Annotated in this window: 11 protein-coding genes; 2 read left to right on the top strand and 9 right to left on the bottom strand. The window is 36.1% G+C overall.

Annotated elements, in window-relative coordinates:
• Nucleotides 1-3: 3 nt before the first annotated feature.
• Genes QWY92_RS07130 through QWY92_RS07155 form a run of 6 tightly spaced genes read right to left on the bottom strand, consistent with a single transcriptional unit; the run spans nt 4 to nt 9,597 of the window.
• Nucleotides 4-2,250, bottom strand: coding sequence for a GH92 family glycosyl hydrolase (locus QWY92_RS07130; RefSeq protein ID WP_290269736.1), 2,247 nt, complete (start codon nt 2,248-2,250; stop codon nt 4-6).
• 6 nt (nt 2,251-2,256) lie between these two features.
• Nucleotides 2,257-3,366 carry a family 10 glycosylhydrolase gene (locus QWY92_RS07135; protein ID WP_290269738.1) on the bottom strand — a complete coding sequence of 370 codons (1,110 nt, stop codon included), beginning with the start codon at nt 3,364-3,366 and terminating at the stop codon, nt 2,257-2,259.
• Nucleotides 3,367-3,372: 6 nt separating this feature from the next.
• Nucleotides 3,373-4,443, bottom strand: coding sequence for a carbohydrate-binding family 9-like protein (locus QWY92_RS07140; protein WP_290269740.1), 1,071 nt, complete (start codon nt 4,441-4,443; stop codon nt 3,373-3,375).
• Between the two features lie 10 nt (nt 4,444-4,453).
• A complete protein-coding gene (locus tag QWY92_RS07145; RefSeq protein ID WP_042506104.1) occupies nt 4,454-5,419 on the bottom strand; it encodes a glycoside hydrolase family 130 protein in 966 nt (321 codons plus the stop codon).
• A 24-nt stretch (nt 5,420-5,443) separates the two neighbouring features.
• Nucleotides 5,444-7,342 (bottom strand): sodium:solute symporter family protein, encoded by a 1,899-nt coding sequence (locus tag QWY92_RS07150; protein ID WP_290269746.1) that lies wholly within the window; start codon nt 7,340-7,342, stop codon nt 5,444-5,446.
• Nucleotides 7,342-9,597, bottom strand: a complete 2,256-nt coding sequence (locus QWY92_RS07155; RefSeq protein ID WP_290269748.1) for a GH92 family glycosyl hydrolase — start codon at nt 9,595-9,597, stop codon at nt 7,342-7,344. The genes QWY92_RS07150 and QWY92_RS07155 overlap by 1 nt, the downstream gene beginning before the upstream one ends.
• 126 nt (nt 9,598-9,723) lie before the next feature.
• Between QWY92_RS07155 and QWY92_RS07160 the strand changes: the two genes are divergently transcribed.
• Nucleotides 9,724-10,812 (top strand): sensor histidine kinase, encoded by a 1,089-nt coding sequence (locus QWY92_RS07160; RefSeq protein ID WP_290269750.1) that lies wholly within the window; start codon nt 9,724-9,726, stop codon nt 10,810-10,812.
• A gap of 17 nt (nt 10,813-10,829) precedes the next feature.
• Nucleotides 10,830-11,540 (top strand): LytR/AlgR family response regulator transcription factor, encoded by a 711-nt coding sequence (locus QWY92_RS07165; RefSeq protein ID WP_290269752.1) that lies wholly within the window; start codon nt 10,830-10,832, stop codon nt 11,538-11,540.
• Nucleotides 11,541-11,570: 30 nt separating this feature from the next.
• Here the strand turns inward: QWY92_RS07165 and nagB are convergent, their stop codons facing one another.
• From nagB to QWY92_RS07180, 3 genes are all read right to left on the bottom strand, one after another.
• A complete protein-coding gene (gene nagB / locus QWY92_RS07170; RefSeq protein WP_290269754.1) occupies nt 11,571-13,484 on the bottom strand; it encodes a glucosamine-6-phosphate deaminase in 1,914 nt (637 codons plus the stop codon).
• A 129-nt stretch (nt 13,485-13,613) separates the two neighbouring features.
• On the bottom strand, nt 13,614-15,254 hold the full coding sequence (locus QWY92_RS07175) for a beta-N-acetylhexosaminidase (protein ID WP_290269756.1): 1,641 nt from the start codon (nt 15,252-15,254) through the stop codon (nt 13,614-13,616).
• Nucleotides 15,255-15,282: 28 nt separating this feature from the next.
• Nucleotides 15,283-17,613, bottom strand: coding sequence for a beta-N-acetylhexosaminidase (locus QWY92_RS07180; protein WP_290269757.1), 2,331 nt, complete (start codon nt 17,611-17,613; stop codon nt 15,283-15,285).
• Nucleotides 17,614-17,913 lie beyond the last annotated feature (300 nt).

The raw sequence follows: 17,913 nt of genomic DNA on the forward strand, positions 1-17,913 counted from the left end.
TTGTTAATTAAAGACTTCTGATGATGGTGCCATTAGGAATTTATCATCCTTGTTTGGTGTGTCCCCCATAACAAAAACCAACTCGCCACCTTGCATAATGGTTTTATGAGAAATATAACTTTGATTGATTTTTTTTCCGTTAAGGGTAATAGATTGAATATACTTATTGGTGTCGCTATTATTTTCTGCGGAAACCGTAAAGCTATGTCCGTTTTCTAAATGAATGGTTGCTTTATCGTGCAACGGCGCACCAAAACTATAAATACCTTGTGCCGGATTTACCGGATAAAACCCTAAACTACTAAAAATATACCAAGACGACATTTGTCCGCAATCTTCATTTCCGCAGTGTCCGTTAGGCGCATTTTTATATTGAGTTTTTAGAATTTCTCTAACTTTTTCTTGTGTTTTCCATGGTTTGCCAATGTAGTTGTATAAGTAAGCAACATGGTGGCTCGGCTCGTTACCGTGGGCGTATTGGCCAATCATTCCGGTACTAAAAATAGGAAGTTTATCTTCTTTTAAAGGATAATAAGAAAACATGGAATCTAACTTTTTCTCGAATGCTGTTTCTTTTCCTATGGTAGATATAAGACCTTCGATATCGTGAGGTACCGACCAAACATACTGCCAAGCATTACTTTCACAAAAATAAGGTGTGTAATCCTTCGGAATAAAATCTTCTATAAAGGTACCGTTTTTATATTTCGGTCTCATAAAAGTGCTAGAATCGTCGTATATGTTTTTCCAGTAATTAGCACGTTTTGAAAATGTTGTATAGTCTTCCGTTTTACCTAAAGCTTTGGCGAATTGCGCAATACACCAATCATCATAAGCATATTCTAATGTTTTTGAAACCGACCAATTTTCGTGACTTTCATCAATAGGGACATAACCGTAAGTCATGTAATCATCAATTTGTCTTGACTGATCCATGGCGCTGGCTTTACAAGCTTCAAAAGCTAATTCGGCATCAAAATCTTCAATACCTTTAAAATAGGCATCCACAATTACAGGCACAGCGTGGTAACCAATCATCATGTTGGTTTCGTTACCTTGCATAGACCAAACGGGCAGTAAACCAGTTTCGTTGTAATGTGCTAATAAAGAGTTTACCATACTAGATACTCGTTTTGGGTGCAGAATTGTATGTAAAGGATGTGCCGCGCGATAGGTGTCCCACAACGAAAAGGTATCGTATCTATCGTAGTTTTTGGCGTTCATTATGGTGTCGTTTGCACCTTTATAATCGCCATTTAAATCGCTTAATAAAGTTGGTGCTAACATCGATTGATATAGCATGGTGTAGAAAATAGTTTTCTGTTCAACATCATCAGTTTCAATCGTAATTTTTTGTAGTTGTTGGTTCCAAATGCTATCGGCTTGTTTTTTGTAAGCTTCAAAATTGAAACTAGGCGCTTCCGTAGTAATAGATTTATATGCACCATCAATACTACCTGTAGATAAGCCTGCTTTTAAAACAATCTGTTCGTTTTCGTCAGTATCAAAATCAAGAATTAATTTGGTGTTAATCCCTTTTAATGGAGACGTTGCAGGTTTATTATCTTCTAAAAGTGAATAAGATTTAAAAGGTTTTGACAATTTTATAACGAAGAATAAACGTTGGTCTCTAGCCCAACCTTTAGACATTCTGTAGCCTTCTATAGTTTCGTTATCGACCACTTTAAAGTAAGTGTCTGTGGGTTTATCCCAGTTTAGAGAATACCCTAAATCAATATGAATTTGCGATAAACTATCCTTCGGAAAAGTATATTGATGAATACCTGTACGTTGCGTTGCTGTAACTTCTGCTTTAATGCCGAAATCGGATAACATTACGCTGTAATAACCCGGTGAAGCCGTTTCGTTATCGTGAGAGAAACTAGAAAATGGCTTGAAGTTATTGATTTTAATTTTTTCTGAAAAACGACTGTTGGTGGGCATCACCAAGATATCGTACATGTCGCCAGCGCCTGTACCGCTAAGGTGTGTGTGCGAAAACCCGGAAATAATAGAATCTTGATAAAAATAGCCCGCAATTCTGTCCCAACCTGGTATGCCATGATCTGGGCTTAATTGCACCATACCAAACGGAACAGTGGCTCCAGGGTAAGTATTCCCTGGGCCATCGGTACCGATAAATGTATTAACAAAAGCCGTTAACGTTGTTGGTTTTGTTTCAACTTGCGTTTCTTTTTTGCAGGCATAAAAACAAAGGGTTAATAAAACGATGTAAACACTTTTGTTCATGATAATTTATTCTTTAGAATTTTTAATAACTTCAAACTGTTCGTCCGACATGCTATAATCATCGAAAAAAGCAACACCATTGGCGCCATTATCTTTCGCTAATTGTATAGCCGATTTTAAATCGGGTAAACTTAATTTTGGTGTGTATAAACCGGTGTGTAATTCGGTTGGACGACCTTCTAAATCGTCAACACCTTGTTTTGTAGCATAACCAATCCAATCCAATTCTTCGTTGTAGAAGTTATAGTAAATCATTGGTAAAACCATATCTACATTCCATTTGTCCCAACGTTGACGCACCATATGGTCGGCCATTTCAGGATAAGGGAATACAGCAGCACTTAATTTTTTATTGTGTTTGTGTACCAAATCATAAGCTTCGTTAACCAAAGATTTAATTTCGTTTAAACGGAAGTTTTTCCACTCAATATCTATAGCAGGGTTTTCCATTTTACGAGGGTCTTTATGATGAATTGCCATGAATTTTTCTACACTAGCATCAGAATAATCGAAATCGAAATCTGGTAATTCTTCTTCTTGTTTTAAATCGTATTTTGGTAGTAAACCAATTGGTAAATAAATATCTGGGTAACGGATATAATCTAGGTGAATACTAGCAACACCTTCAACTTTAGCTAAACCTTCAACTAAACTTAAAATGTGTTTTCTAGCTTCTGGATGACTTGGCGATAACCATTGGTAGTAGTTTACGTAAGGGCGCTCGTCGAAACAAGACTTTCCGCTACGGCTTACCATATACCATTCTGGGTGTTGTTGCGCAATAGAATCACCTGGTCTGTTTGTAGTAAACATCCATGCGTGCACCTCTAAGCCTGCTTTGTTAGCAAGTGGCGCAAGGCGTTTTAATAATTTTGGATCGGCATTGGTATTCATTAAAACGGCATCGATACCATTGCTTTTTAATTTGTTGAAATGTGCCGTGTACGCGGAGTCTGATTTTTTATGACCTACAGTAATCCAGTTCCAATATTTGAATTTTGTTGGCGCTTCAACAGTTGCGGTTTTAGTTGCGCTTGCGGTTTCAGTTTTTACTGTTTTATCGCAAGATACTACACTTAATAATAAGCTTAAAAATGCTATTTTTAATACGTTCATGAGTTATTAATTTGATATGAATTTACCATCTGCTGTTACGGTGAGTACTTTATTAGTGAACGGACTTTTAGCTGATATATTCCATCCGGTACTGTGCATTTCCAGAGTTGGTGTTATTAATTTTTTGTCTATTTTTATTTCTGAAGTTGTTAAGTCTTCTATGGAAGTGAAATAGGTTTGATTTTTTTTGAAATGTGCCGTTTGTATACGATACAGTTTATACAATTCCCATTTTAATTTATCATCTTGAGGAATGATAAATATGTTTTCTGATTTTGGTGCTTCCGAAGAGAATAAAACATAAGCCCATTTTTCGGGTTCGTGCATATTTATAACACCCATTGGCGACCAAACCCAGTTGTATTCGTGTAACAATTTGCCGTTAGCGTCTTTTTTTCTTTCGTATTTGCCATTGGTAATTTGATGATCCCAATTGACTCTAGAAAAATTAACACGCCAAAATTGATCGGTAGGTACATTTTTATGAAAGTAACCTGTTTTATAAGCTGCCCAAGGAATAGCGACTTCTAGAACCCAACCTTTGTCGATATCGTTCGGGTTATTGATGGTACCGTTAACTTTTACAGCTGATTTTAATCCGGTTATATTCCAGTCGTTTAGCACCACGTTGTTGTTTCTGTAAGGTTTGCTTACAAATAAATCCCAAGCGGTGTTTAGTGCGTTTATCTCAAGCTCGTAGTAATTATGCGTATCTCCGGTTGGATCTACAAAAATTTCAAAGTCATTATTATGAAAAATAATGGCATCGCGCTTCGTGATATCGCCCCAAACATGTGGCTCGTCCATTTTGGCTAAAACATAAAAATAAGTATCATCCCAAAGCATTTTAACTTCTGTTTTATACTTCGGTTGTTTTTTGCCTTCAATATCAATAAACGGGTTGGTCCAAGCGACTTTGCTCCAAGCATCTTCGTTAAATTCACCGTCAATAGTTATAACTTCCGAAGTTTTATAAGCGGTATACGTTTCGGGAATAATGGTAGTTGCTTCCTGAGCATAACTTAAAACCGAAATACTACAACTTAATAACCATAAAAATGTGACCTTCAACTTCATCTGTATCGTTTTATAAACTATTGTTTTTTGTGAATTCTACCACTTCGCTTAATTTTCCAAAAGCTAAAGCAACCACAGTATCGGCAGCGCCATAATATACGGCCAATTTATCTTCTTCAGTATCATGTAATGCCGCACATGGGAATACCACATTTGGTACATCGCCCACTTGCTCGTAAATTTCCGCAGGACCTAATAAATAAGGTTGTGTTCTGTATTTAACTTGGTCAGGAGCATCTTCTTCTAAAAGCGCAGAACCCATAGCATATCTAAATCCGTTACAGGTATTTATAACACCATGGTAAAGCATAAGCCAACCTTCATCGGTTAAAATAGGGATTGGGCCAGCACCAATTTTGGTACATTGCCATGCGCTATCTTCAAAGTTTGTGGCTTTCATAACACAACGGTGTTCGCCCCAATATTTCATGTCTGGACTGTAACTGATATAAATATCACCAAAAGGCGTGTGGCCATTATCACTTGGTCTGCTTAACATCGCAAATTTCCCGTTTATTTTCTTCGGAAACAAAACACCATTTCTGTTGAAAGGTAAAAATGCGTTTTCACATTGAAAAAACTCTTTAAAATCGAAAGTATATCCAATACCGATGGTTGGGCCATTATAACCATTACACCAAGTAATCCAATAACGATCTTCAATAAAAACAACACGCGGGTCGTATTTATAATCAGAATCTATCATTTCGGTATTTCCGGCTTGCATTTTAATAGGCTCGTGTTCGATATCCCAATTGATGCCGTCTTTACTGAAACCAGCAAAAATATTCATTTGTACTGCTTTGTTATCACAACGGAAAACACCAGCAAAACCATCTTCAAAAGGCACAACGGCACTATTAAAAATACTATTAGATGATGGAATGGCATACCTATCTATAATAGGGTTTTCGCTATAACGCCACATAACATCATTACAATGACTAGGTTTTTCTTGCCAAGGGATTTGTTTCATTCTTTTCAACTTTTGAGTTAATTGTTATTCGTTAGGTAAATCTTCGGTGTCAGGAATTTGACGGACTTTATCTAACCATGTAAATTTTAAAATAACCGATGTGATTATAAAAATAAGCAATGCTATTAAACTTTTAGGGTAATCTCTAATCATAAAGTAAATTGGCAGTAAAACCATACTCGATTGCCAAATAATACCCACTAGACAATTTAACATATCTGCCTTAAAATCTGTGTTTTTAGTCACCTCAGGTTCGTCTATTTTTAATGCTTTATAAACCGGATGCCACCAGCCCCATGGACGCACGTTGTTGTAGAACGCTTTTAAGGTTTCCATATTGGTTGGCGCTGTTAAATAAGTACCTAAAAAAGACCCCAATAACGACACGGCGAATATAATTGGAAATATGTAAATCACGTCAATGTGAGCGCAATGGTATAGCCAAGAACCAACTTCGAAATTCGATTTATTCATGTCTAATAAAAACTGAACAGTCGCAATAATTAAGCCAGAAGTCATACCCCAAAAGTAGCCCCAACCATTAAAACGCCACCAAATCCATTTTAAGAAATTCGATGCCACATAACCGCCATAAAGCGCACTAGTAATCCATAAGGTTATTGCGTTAATAGATTCGGCGAAAAAGCCCATAGTAACACCAAGAATAACAATAGCAAAAGAGGTGATATGACTGGCTTTTATATAATGTGATGGTTCGGCTTCTGGTTTCACGTATTTTTTGTAAATATCGTTAACAACATAAGCCGGTCCGGAATTTACAAAGGCTGAAAAAGTTGACATAAACGCCGCTAAAAGCCCAGCAAGCAATAAACCTTTAATTCCAACAGGAACGTGGTTATTAATTACGGTAGGTAATATAATTTCTAAATCGTCTAAGCTTAGTGTAGGTGAAGCGGCCAAAGATGGCGCTAAGTATACTAAAGCTAAAACAACAATACCTGCAATAAGTAAATAGCGAGGAATAAATAAAATAAGGTTTGTAAAACCACTCATGTAAGCGGCTTCTTTTACCGAGCGTGTCGATAGAATACGTTGCATATCGTAACTTGGTGTTGGACCTGCAATACTTGCAAAAAAGCCTTTAAACAAGCACATGCCTATAAAAGCACCGAACATTTTGTAACCTTGTGTGTCTACCAAATTATTAAATGCGGTGAGTTTTCCGGTCCAAGAACCTTCAATAGAATTTCCGAAGAAAATAGTACTCCATTCTGTAGAAATGATATTATTTATTTCCACATCGGATACTGAAACGAAAGCATAAATAGCAATTAATATACCTGATAAAACCATGATGCCGTATTGTAAAACTTCGGTAGCAACTACGGAAAACATACCACCTTTAATGGTGTAAATGGTGGTTAGAAATATAATGATTAATGCATAACTCTGACTTGAGGTAAGGAGTACAGCATCATTTATGATTAAAGGAATATCCCATGGTAAAATAACCGACATAAATTTACCAACACCTTCAAAGAAGTAAGCTATAAAACCTACGGAAGCTACAATAGCAAATATAGCCACAATTAGGTGTGAAGCTCGGCCAGCTCTATCATCTCCAAAACGTGTTAAAATCCATTCGGAACCTGTCATGATGTTTGAACGTCTAATCCAAACAGCTAGGAAAACCATGATGAAAATTTGATTCCATATCGGCCACATCCACATAAACATAAAACTTTTGGCGCCATATAAAAAGAGGAGGCCAACCATCCAGGCGGTACCTGAAACATCGAACATTCCGGAGCCATTGCTAAGTCCTAGATAGTACCATTTTATACTTTTTCCTCCTAAAAAATAAGAGTCTAACCCTTTTGATGCACGTTTAGATATCCAAATACCAACACCGAGGGTTAATAGGATATAGAGTACAATTATAATTACATCTATATTGTGCATTAGTTTTTGCTGTTTTTGTTAATTCCCCATGATTTATTTGGTGTATTTCCCATGATGAAATGAAGTGTTCCACCTTCTAAAATGGTTTTATGAGAAATAAAAGACTGATTGAAAGGGTTGCCATTAAGTGTGGCAGATTGTATGTAAATGTTTTCTGATGAAACGTGTTCCGCTTCAATAGTGAAGCTTTTACCTTCTGAAATATTAATGGATGCTTTGTCAAAAATGGGACTGCCAATTTCGTATTCGGTAGATGCTGGATTCATTGGGTATAAGCCAATAGAACTTAAAGCATACCAAGCACTCATTTGTCCGCAATCTTCATTACCACTTAATCCGTTAGGTGTGGTGTTGTATTGGGTGTCTAAAATATAGCGCGACCAATATTGTGTACGCCAAGGTTTATCGGCGTGATTAAACATGTAAGCGATATGATGGCTTGGTTCGTTTCCATGAGCATATTGCCCAATTAAACCAGAGATATCAGCAGAAGTATTGCTTCCTGTTATTTCAGAACTTTCGGTAAATAATTGTTCTAAACGATCGGTGAATATATCATTACTACCGTGTAGTTCGATAAAGTTTTCTACGTTGTGTGGTACAAACCAACTGTGTTGCCAAGCATTACCTTCGGTATAATCGGTATGTTCTCTGTGATTAGAATATTTAGGGTCGAAAGGGGTATTCCAAGATTTTCCATTTTCAGATTTTCCTCTCATAAAGCCCGATTCATTATCAAATAAAAATTTGTAAGCTTCTGAGCGCTTTGAGAAATAATTGTAATCTTCTGTTTTTCCTAAAGCTTTTGCCATTTGTGCCACGCACCAATCATCATAAGCATATTCAAGCGTTATAGTAACCGATTCATCTAATAAGTTATAAGGAATGTAGCCATATTCTTTATAGAATTTCAAACCACGTTCATCTTGCATCATGGTGGTTTTCATGGCGTCGTATGCTTTTTCAGCATCAAAACCTCGAATGCCTTTTAAGTATGCTTCAACAATAACAGGAATAGAGTGGTAGCCCGTCATGGTATTAGTTTCGTTGCCGTAAAGCGTCCAAACCGGAAGAATCTGTTTAGTTTCGTAATACGCTAACATGGTGTTTGTGATATCTGAAACTTTATCTGGTGCAATTAAAGTCAGTAAAGGATGTTCTGCCCTAAACGTATCCCAAAGTGAGAGCGTGGAATACGCTGTGTAATTTGAGGCAGTTTCAACACTATCGTTCTCTTTTCTAAATTGACCATTTTTATCGCTGAAGGTAACAGGCGCTAATTGTGCATGATACATCGCGGTATAGAAAATAGTTTTTAAAGAATCTATTTCGGTATCTACTTCTATTTTAGAAAGTGCAGTTTCCCAGGTAGATTCTGCCTGTTTTTTAACGGTTTCAAAATTAAAACCATCAGCTTCTAAATTATCTTTTGCATTGTCTATACTTACCGATGATAAAGCTACTTTAGCAAGTAATTCATTGTTGTCATCTGCTTTAAAGAATAGTTGTGTTGCGGTTTGTGTTCCTGTGACAACGTTGTTTTCAATAGTTTCTTTATCTGAAACTAAAGTCTGTTTTGTAATGGGTTTAGAGAATTTAGCAACAAAAAACACTTTTTGGTTTCTAGCCCAACCTGTACTGTAACGGTAACCGCTTATGGTATATTTGTCTTCAATGTTTATAGAGGTTTCTGTGGCTTTGTCCCAGTTGATAGCAAACCCTAGATTTACAACTACGGTTTGTGTATCGTCAGGTTTAAAGGTGTATTTGTGGTACGCTGTACGTAGCGATGTTGTTAATTCTACATTAATATCGTGGTCTTCAAGAAAAACTTGATAATAACCTGGCGTTGCTTTTTCGTTGTTATGGCTGTAAGTCGACTTATAACTTAACGAATCGCGCGATTGTGGTGTGTTAGTGATGTCTACGGTTTTATTTACGGGCATAAATAAAATATCGGCTAAATCGCCAATGCCTGTACCGCTTAAGCTTAAATGGCTAAAACCAACAGCGATAGAATCGGAGTAATGATAACCAGAACACCAGTCCCAGCTGCTTTTTCCGTTTACGGGGCTCACTTGTAACATGCCGAAAGGTACCGTGGCGCCTGGGTAAGTGTGACCGTGACCGCCTGTGCCAATAAAAGGGTCTACATGTTTAATTATAGAATCTTTTTTAGGAGACTTTTTTTCTAAATTTTGATTGCAACTTGTAATAAAAAGTAGCGCTGAAAAAAGGAGGGTAAAGTTTTTCATAAAACGATTTAAGCAGTTTAATTATTAAATTTTCATAAATTTAGCGAATATTAAAAGTAATTTAGACGGACAACGTATTAACTCAGGTAAACATCAAAAAAAAACCATTAATTCTCTAACGCGCACGTGAAATTTATATCAAATCATCCCTACAAAGTATCTCTCAGACATCATATTCTTTTTTGGCTGGTTTATTTTTCGTTAAACACTTTAAGATGGGGGAGTTACTTTAGCGATGTCTCTTTTGAAGGCGTTTTAGAATTTCCGTACTGGTATTCAATAAAAACAAATACTTTAGGTTTTCCAATTCATATGATATTGTGTTATCTCAATATTTATGTATTAATGCCGCTGTTTGCCTTTAAGAAGAAGTATGTTTTATATATATTTTTAATGCTAACCGCCATTTTTACCATGGTGTTTGTAAAGTTTAATTTAACCTATTTTCTGGTAAGTCAAAGTGTTTGGCCAGAAGGCCCGGAGACCATCAATGAGTTGTCGTTAAATTATATTATTGATATGATGTTTGGCGAATTGTACGTGGTTACTTTTGTAACGGCTATTAAAGTTACCTTAGATTTTTTAGAAGAACATAAACGTGTTGCCGATTTAGAAAAAACACAACTAGAAACCGAATTATTGTTTCTGAAAACGCAAATTTCGCCGCATTTTTTCTTTAATACTTTGAATAATATCTACTCATTATCGGTTGAGAAATCGAAAAAAACGCCTAAAATTATTCTGAAGTTGGCCGAGTTGATGCGTTATTTACTTTATGAAACAAAAAATAAACGCCAATCTTTAGAAGCCGAAATTTTATGTATTCAAAATTATTTAGATCTCGAACGGGTTCGGCATAATGATGAATTAGAGATAGATATGTCTATTTCAGGTGATATTTCCGATAAGGAAATTGCGCCTATTATACTGCTTTCATTCATTGAAAATGCTTTTAAACACGGGGTTCATAAGAATATTGGAGAAGTTAAAATTGAGATAGATTTATCTATTAAAGAAGATTTTCTGTATTTTAGAATTTCTAACCCGATGCCTGTAATTACAACGCATAAGGAAACGTTTGACGAATCGAGTGGGATTGGATTGGAAAACGTGAAAAAAAGACTGGCTTTAGGTTACGAAAAACACGACTACAAATTGGAAATTAATAGTGATGATAACATGTTTGTTGTTAAACTAAAAATTAAAGTATCATAACAAAATAATACAAACTCATGAAGGTAAAATGTTTGATAATTGACGACGAGCCGCTTGCTATTAATGTTATTAAAAATTACTTAGAGCAAATTGAAGATTTTGAATTAATTAACACGTTTAGCAATGCTATTGACGGGTTAAATTTTTTGAAAAGCAACACGGTAGATGTGATATTTTTAGACATAAACATGCCTGTGCTCGACGGACTTAATTTTATTAAGAGTTTAGAGAATCCGCCACTTTTAATTATCACAAGTGCTTATGATGAGTTTGCTGTAGAAACCTACGAATTAGATGTGTTGGATTATTTAATTAAACCCATTGAGTTTCCAAGGTTTATGAAAGCCTTAAATAAAGTAAACAGACGTTTAGAAAATAACAAGGTATTTCAGGACACCTCTAAGGATAGGCCTTACCTTTTTGTTAAGATTGATAAAAAGAAAATGAAAAAGATTTTTTTAGATGAAATTTTAACGGTAGAATCTTTGAAAGATTATCTAAAAATAAATACCCTTACGGGGAAATATATCATCCATAGTACCTTATCAGATTTTACTAATTTGTTGCCCGGGAACGATTTTCTTCGCATCCATCGCTCTTACACGGTGGCTCTAGATAAAATTGATGCTGTAGAAGGTAACAGTGTAGAAATAGAAGGGCTAAGGTATGTAATAGGAAGGTCTTATATTGAAGAAGTTAAACAAAAAATATTAAACTCCTCTATATAAGACCCAAATTTACTTGCTATTAATAAAATCCTAGAAATGATAGCGTTTAAAGGCTTCAATTGCTGCATAATCAGCAAGGCCTAAATCATTGTATTTTTTTGCGGTAAGTCTATTTCTGTCCTCAACACGTACCCAAAATTCTCGGTTGTCGTCTCCTTGAAACATCACACCATCTTTTTGAGATTGATGATAGAAAATAGCATGCCTTTTTCTTAAAACTTGATCAGGGCTCATTGGAACTGCCATTTCAATTTCGTACGATTCCCATTCGTGCCATGCACCACGGTATAACCAAACCCAGCAATCATCCATGTAGTCTTCTTTTTTAAGCGTTTCTAAAGCTATAAAAAGAGAGTCTAAACACACTTTGTGTGTACCATGCGGATCGGCTAAATCGCCTGCAGCATAGATTTGATGTGGTTTAATATCCGAAATTAACTGACACATAATATCGATATCAGGTTGCGATAAGTTGTTCTTTTTAATAGTTCCAGTTTCGTAAAACGGAAGATCTAAAAAGTGAACATGGTCATCATCTAATCCAAAATAACGTGTTGCTCCTAAAGATTCACTTCTTCTAATACGGGCTTTTAATTTTCTAACTTCAAGCGAATCAATTTCATCACCTGTTTTATTGTTTAGGTAATCGATAATATCGTTAGGCTCTTTCGTATTTAAGTCGAAGCCTTTAGCGATTTCAGCAAATTTTAAAGCTTCATCATCAGAAACAGCAATGTTTCCAGATGTTTGGTAAGCAATATGCACATCGTGACCTTGTTGTACCAGTCTATCGAAAGTACCTCCCATAGAGATTACATCATCATCTGGATGTGGACTAAAAATAATTACACGTTTTTTCTCTGGTGTAGCTCTTTCAGGTCGGCTAGAATCGTCCGCATTCGGTTTTCCTCCAGGCCATCCGGTGATTGTTTTTTGCATTTTATTAAACATTTTTATGTTTAAATCGTATGCAGAACCTTCCTCAGCCAATAAATCGGACATGCCGTTATCGTTATAATCTTTATCGGTTAGTTTAAGGAATGGTTTATTTGTTAATTCACTTAACCAAACAACAGCTTGTAATTGTAATTCTTTTGTCCATTTACAATTTGCAACAAGCCAAGGTGTTTTTACACGTGTTAGCTCGGCAGATGCACCTTGGTCTAAAACAAATGTGGTGTTGTCGTGGTCTTGTAAATAGGTTGCAGGAACTTGCGATGTGATTTCACCTTCTATGGTTTTTTTAAGTACGCTAGCTTTGTTTAAACCCCAACCTAATAATACAATCCTTTTGGCGCTTCTAACGGTACCAACACCCATAGTGATGGCTTTTCTAGGTACATTTTCTATACCTAAAAAAGAAGGTGCAGCATCGGCTCTAGTAATATGGTCTAAAATAATACTTCTAGTACCCGAGTTAATGTGCGATCCAGGTTCGTTAAAACCAACATGACCAGTTCGGCCTATTCCTAATAATTGGAAGTCTAAACCGCCAAGATTTTTTATTTTGTTTTCGTAATCAATACAATATTGATGTAATTCTTCTGGGCTTACGGTACCATTTGGCACGTTAACGTTTTCAGGAAGAATATCAACATGATTGAATAAATGCTCATGCATAAAATAGTAGTAACTCTGTATGTTAGTTTTACCCATTGGGTAATACTCATCTAGGTTAAAAGATACTACATTAGCAAAACTAAGGCCATCTTCTTTGTGCATTCTTACAAGTTCTTCGTAAACTTTTATAGGAGAAGATCCTGTTGCTAAACCTAATACGCAAGGCTTGTTTTGAGCGCTTTTTTCTTTTATTAAAGAAGCAATTTCTTGAGCAACTATAATAGATGCTTCTTGCGACGATTCGAAAATAACGTTATGGATTTTCTCGAAACGTGTTTCTTCGAATTTACCGGCTTCTTTGTATTTAATTAGTTCTGTTTGCATATAACATGTAATTTATACTTAGTGATCCAAAGTTATTTTTTTCTTGCAGTAACACCCTAAAATTTCGACCAGTAACTTCAGGTTATAGACAAAAAAATCAGGTGAGTTGCATAGTTTTACTGCATGTGATTATTTTTCAGTATCAGGTTGTATGCTGTGTTTGGCGTAATTAAATCCTAAAGCATCGTATCTTTTTGCTAGATGTTTTAAGCGTGATTGAAAATCAGCCCAGTCTTTAGTCTCATAGTTAGACCACACCACTTCAGATAGTGCTGTTAATCTTGGTAGCACCATATATTCTACATGTTCTGGTGTTTTTATATATTCTGTCCATACATTGGCTTGCGCTCCTAAAATGTATTTTTGTTCTTCTTTAGTTAATTCTTTAGGCAATGGGTTGTAGCTATAAACTTGTTCTACGGAAGTGTTTCCGCCAATAGCAAGTGGCTCGTTGGTTCTATCTTTCGTTTGATAGAAATCGAAGTAGCAATAGCGTGTCGGTGTCATTACTACATTATGATGCATTTTAGCAGCTTCAATACCACCTTTTTCACCACGCCAAGACATTACGGTTGCGTTTGGTGCTAAACCACCTTCTAAAATTTCGTCCCAACCAATAATGTTGCGGCCTTTAGAGTTTAAGAATTTTTCAATACGTCTAATAAAATAACTCTGTAATTCGTGTTCGTCTTTTAAACCTTCTCTTTTAATAATATCTTGAGCTAGTTTGCTTTCTTCCCATTGTTTCTTCGGCGCTTCATCGCCACCAATATGGATTAATTTACTTGGGAATAGCGCAATAACCTCAGTTAAAACATCTTCTAAAAACTCGAATGTTTTTTCGCTAGGAGCATAAATTTCAGGAAACACGCCCCATCGTGTTCCAACTTCGTATTGTTCACCTGTGTTTCCAAGTTCTGGATAAGCAGTAATGGCAGCTAAAGAATGACCAGGTAATTCAATTTCTGGAATGATAGTAATGTGTCTTGTTTCCGCGTAAGCGACAACCTCTTTAATATCTTCTTGGGTGTAAAAACCACCGTAAGGTTTACCATCATATTCTACTTCTGGTTTGTTCCATGTGTTACCATGACCAACAATGGTTTCTTTTCTAATACTACCAATAGAAGTTAACTTTGGGTATTTTTTAATCTCAATACGCCATCCTTGGTCTTCGGTTAAATGCCAGTGGAAGGTGTTCATTTTGTGCATAGCCAGGATATCGATGTACTTTTTCACGAAATCTACCGGGAAAAAGTGACGGGCTACGTCTAAGTGCATACCACGATAAACAAATTTAGGGCTATCGGTAATGGTTGTTGCTGGAATTGAAATCTCTGTTTGAGTGTCGCCAACTGCAGCAGGTAAAGGTATTAATTGGCTTAAGGTTTGTATGCCATAAAATACGCCTGCACTGGTTTTTCCAGTAATGGTGATTTGGTTATAGCTTACTGAAAGCGTGTAACCTTCATTGTTTTCAATGGTTTCATCTAGTTTTAATAGAATGTTTCCTTGTGCTTCTTCTAAGAATGGAATGGTTTTACCAGAAACGGTACTTAGCATTTCAGAAAGATATTCCCCTTCGTTAGCTAATGTGCTTGCGGCAGTAACTTGGGTATCTTCATTTAATAAAAAGCGACCTTCGGACATTTTTAAAGAGGTAGGTTTTGGAATAATTTGATAATCTGCTTGGGTGTTAATAACCTTTGCGTATTTGTTTGAGCAGGCTGAAACAATGATGCACAGCGCAATTAGTAGTACGTTTTTCATGTTGAGTGTGTTTGTTGGTTTTAATTTTTTAAAAAACAATAAGTTCGTCTATTAGAATAAGCGACGCGTTTCCTGCGCGACGGTGATTTTCCGGAATTGGATTCACACTTTTCGCTTTTACTTTTATAGCTTTTACAGTTGTTTTATTGAAATTGATAGTTGATTTTACTTTATTTCTACCTTGGGTATGGCTGACTTCTAGTTGTTTAATTTCGCCAAGTTTGGTGAAATTTTTTCCGTCTTCTGATCCGTAAATCTCGATATATTCAGGCACATAAACGCTAGAGTTGGTAAAACGTAGGCTGGTAACTTCTATTGATTCAATAGTTTTAGCTTCTGTAAAAGTTAAATCCACTTCTAAGTCGCCTTTTATATTTTGCCAGTTACGATCGCCTCGGTTTAATTTTCCGAAGTTTAAATCTACAAGCTTGTTTATTTCTTTGGTATCAGTAATTTTAGGTGAATGATAAACAACAGTGGCGCCAACTGCTTTATGAATAGGAAAAGTTTTTTCTGAAATATTACCTATTTGTTCATCGTTTTTAAAAGAAGTTGCTTTTAAGGTTGTTGTGTTTTTAATGAAAAAAGGTTTTTCGTATTTTGTTGATGTTAATGATGGTTCGCTACCGTCTAAGGTGTAGTAAATATCCATGCCGTTAACTTCGGTTTTTAGAGCAATTTCTATGCTACCATCTTGTTGTCCGGTATGGTAAATTCTAGCGTTGAAAGCACTAGTGGCGTAGCGCTCGCCTTTTAGCTCTAAACGTTTAAATTGATTTATTAATCGATTTGTAAAACCATCCCAATCTTTATCGTTTTGCTTAGTCCAGCCATTTTCCGCTACAGCGTATAAACGCGGAAATGTCATGTAGGTAATTTGGCTCCAGTTTCTAAGCGATTCTGTCCATAAGTTACCTTGAAGACCTAAAACATGTTTGCCTTGCTCGGTGGTTAAACTATCGGAAATAATTTTGTAGTTGTATGTGTCTTTCAAGAAAGAGTATGCGTAACCTAAGTTCGGTTCCAAGTCATCGTCACCTTGTTTTAAATCGAAATAGCAATATCTTGATGGCGTCATAATAACATCGTTCCCTTGTCTAGCTGCTGCAATGCCGCCTTTTTCGCCGCGCCAAGACATTACTGTAGCATTTGGTGCTAAACCACCTTCTAGAATTTCGTCCCAACCAATCATGTTTTTGCCATGGGCATTAACTATTTTTTCTACACGTTTTACAAAATAACTTTGTAGCTCGTGGGTATCGGCGAGGTTTTCTTCTTTCATGCGGAGTTGGCAATCTGGATCAACTTCCCAAGCTTCTTTATTGCACTCGTCTCCACCAATATGCATATAATCAAAAGGGAATAAATCCATAACTTCACCTAAAACATTTTCAACAAACTCAAAGGTGACTTCTTTTCCCGGGCAATACGTGTTGTTTCTAACCACGCCTCCGGTGCCAACGTAGAAAGGGCCTGTAGAACATGAGATTTCTGGATAAGATGCAATAGCGGCTAAAGAATGGCCAGGCATATCTATTTCAGGAATAATTTCAACATATCGTGCTTTAGCGTAAGCTACAATTTCTTTAATGTCTTCTTGGGTGTAAAAACCGCCGTAAGTTGCTTCTTCTCCTGGTTGTTGTGTTGGACGTCCCCACCAGTTTGATGTGTTTTCGTCTTTATCGTTATGATTTACACGCCATGCGCCAACTTCGGTTAGTTTAGGGTATTTTTTAATTTCTATACGCCATCCGTTATCGTCGGATAAATGCCAGTGAAAACGGTTCAGTTTTACTTCAGCCATAAAATCGATAGCGTCTTTTACTTCTTCTTTAGTGAAAAAATGACGAGAGACATCTAGCATGTAACCACGCCATCCAAAAGCAGGTTTGTCTGCAATGCGTACTGCTGGAATGCCCCAAATGGTATTGGTTTGTTCTTTTTTAGAAAAAATAGTGGTTGGTAATAGTTGTCCAATAGTTTCCATGGCATAGAAAAAACCAGCGCCAGAACCCGATGTAATAAGAATGTTTTTTGGTGTTACTTCAAGCTCGTAAGCTTCATTTTCTAATGTAGTATCTGCTGAAAAAACAATATCGGCATTTGCTTTATTTATTCCAATTTCCGGAAGCCAGCCGGTTGCTGTTTTAAATTTCTCGAAAAATCGTGTAGCTATGGCTTGCTCTTCTTCTGTATTAACCGAAATGGTGGTGGATTCATTAATTATAAAGTGTCCATCGCCAGCAACGAGTTCGGCAGGTAACGGAATAATATCAAGGTCGCCTTTTAGTAGTTCTTTTTTAGAACATGAAACTAATACAGAGAAACAGACCAAACCTGCTAAAAAAATCTTTTTCATACCTATAGTATTATAAATCATTTTTAAAATGAAAATTAAGATTATTGAGAAATTTTTTTAATCCATAAAATAACAAAATAAACCGAACAATTTAGGGGGGTATATTCGTCTTATTTATGATGCGGATTAATATTTTTGCAAAACATAAATATATGGTAATCTATTTTTTAGAGGTTAAAATTTCGACCAGTAACTTCAGGTTTTAGATAAAAGTGGGTTTCTTTTTCTTGGTTTTTGTTTTTTGAATCTAATTGCTAGTTTACAGGTTGGCTGTGAGATGTTGTGTTAACTGGTTTAAAT

Source organism: Algibacter miyuki, assembly GCF_030409805.1.
In the GTDB taxonomy this organism is placed as follows: domain Bacteria; phylum Bacteroidota; class Bacteroidia; order Flavobacteriales; family Flavobacteriaceae; genus Algibacter; species Algibacter miyuki.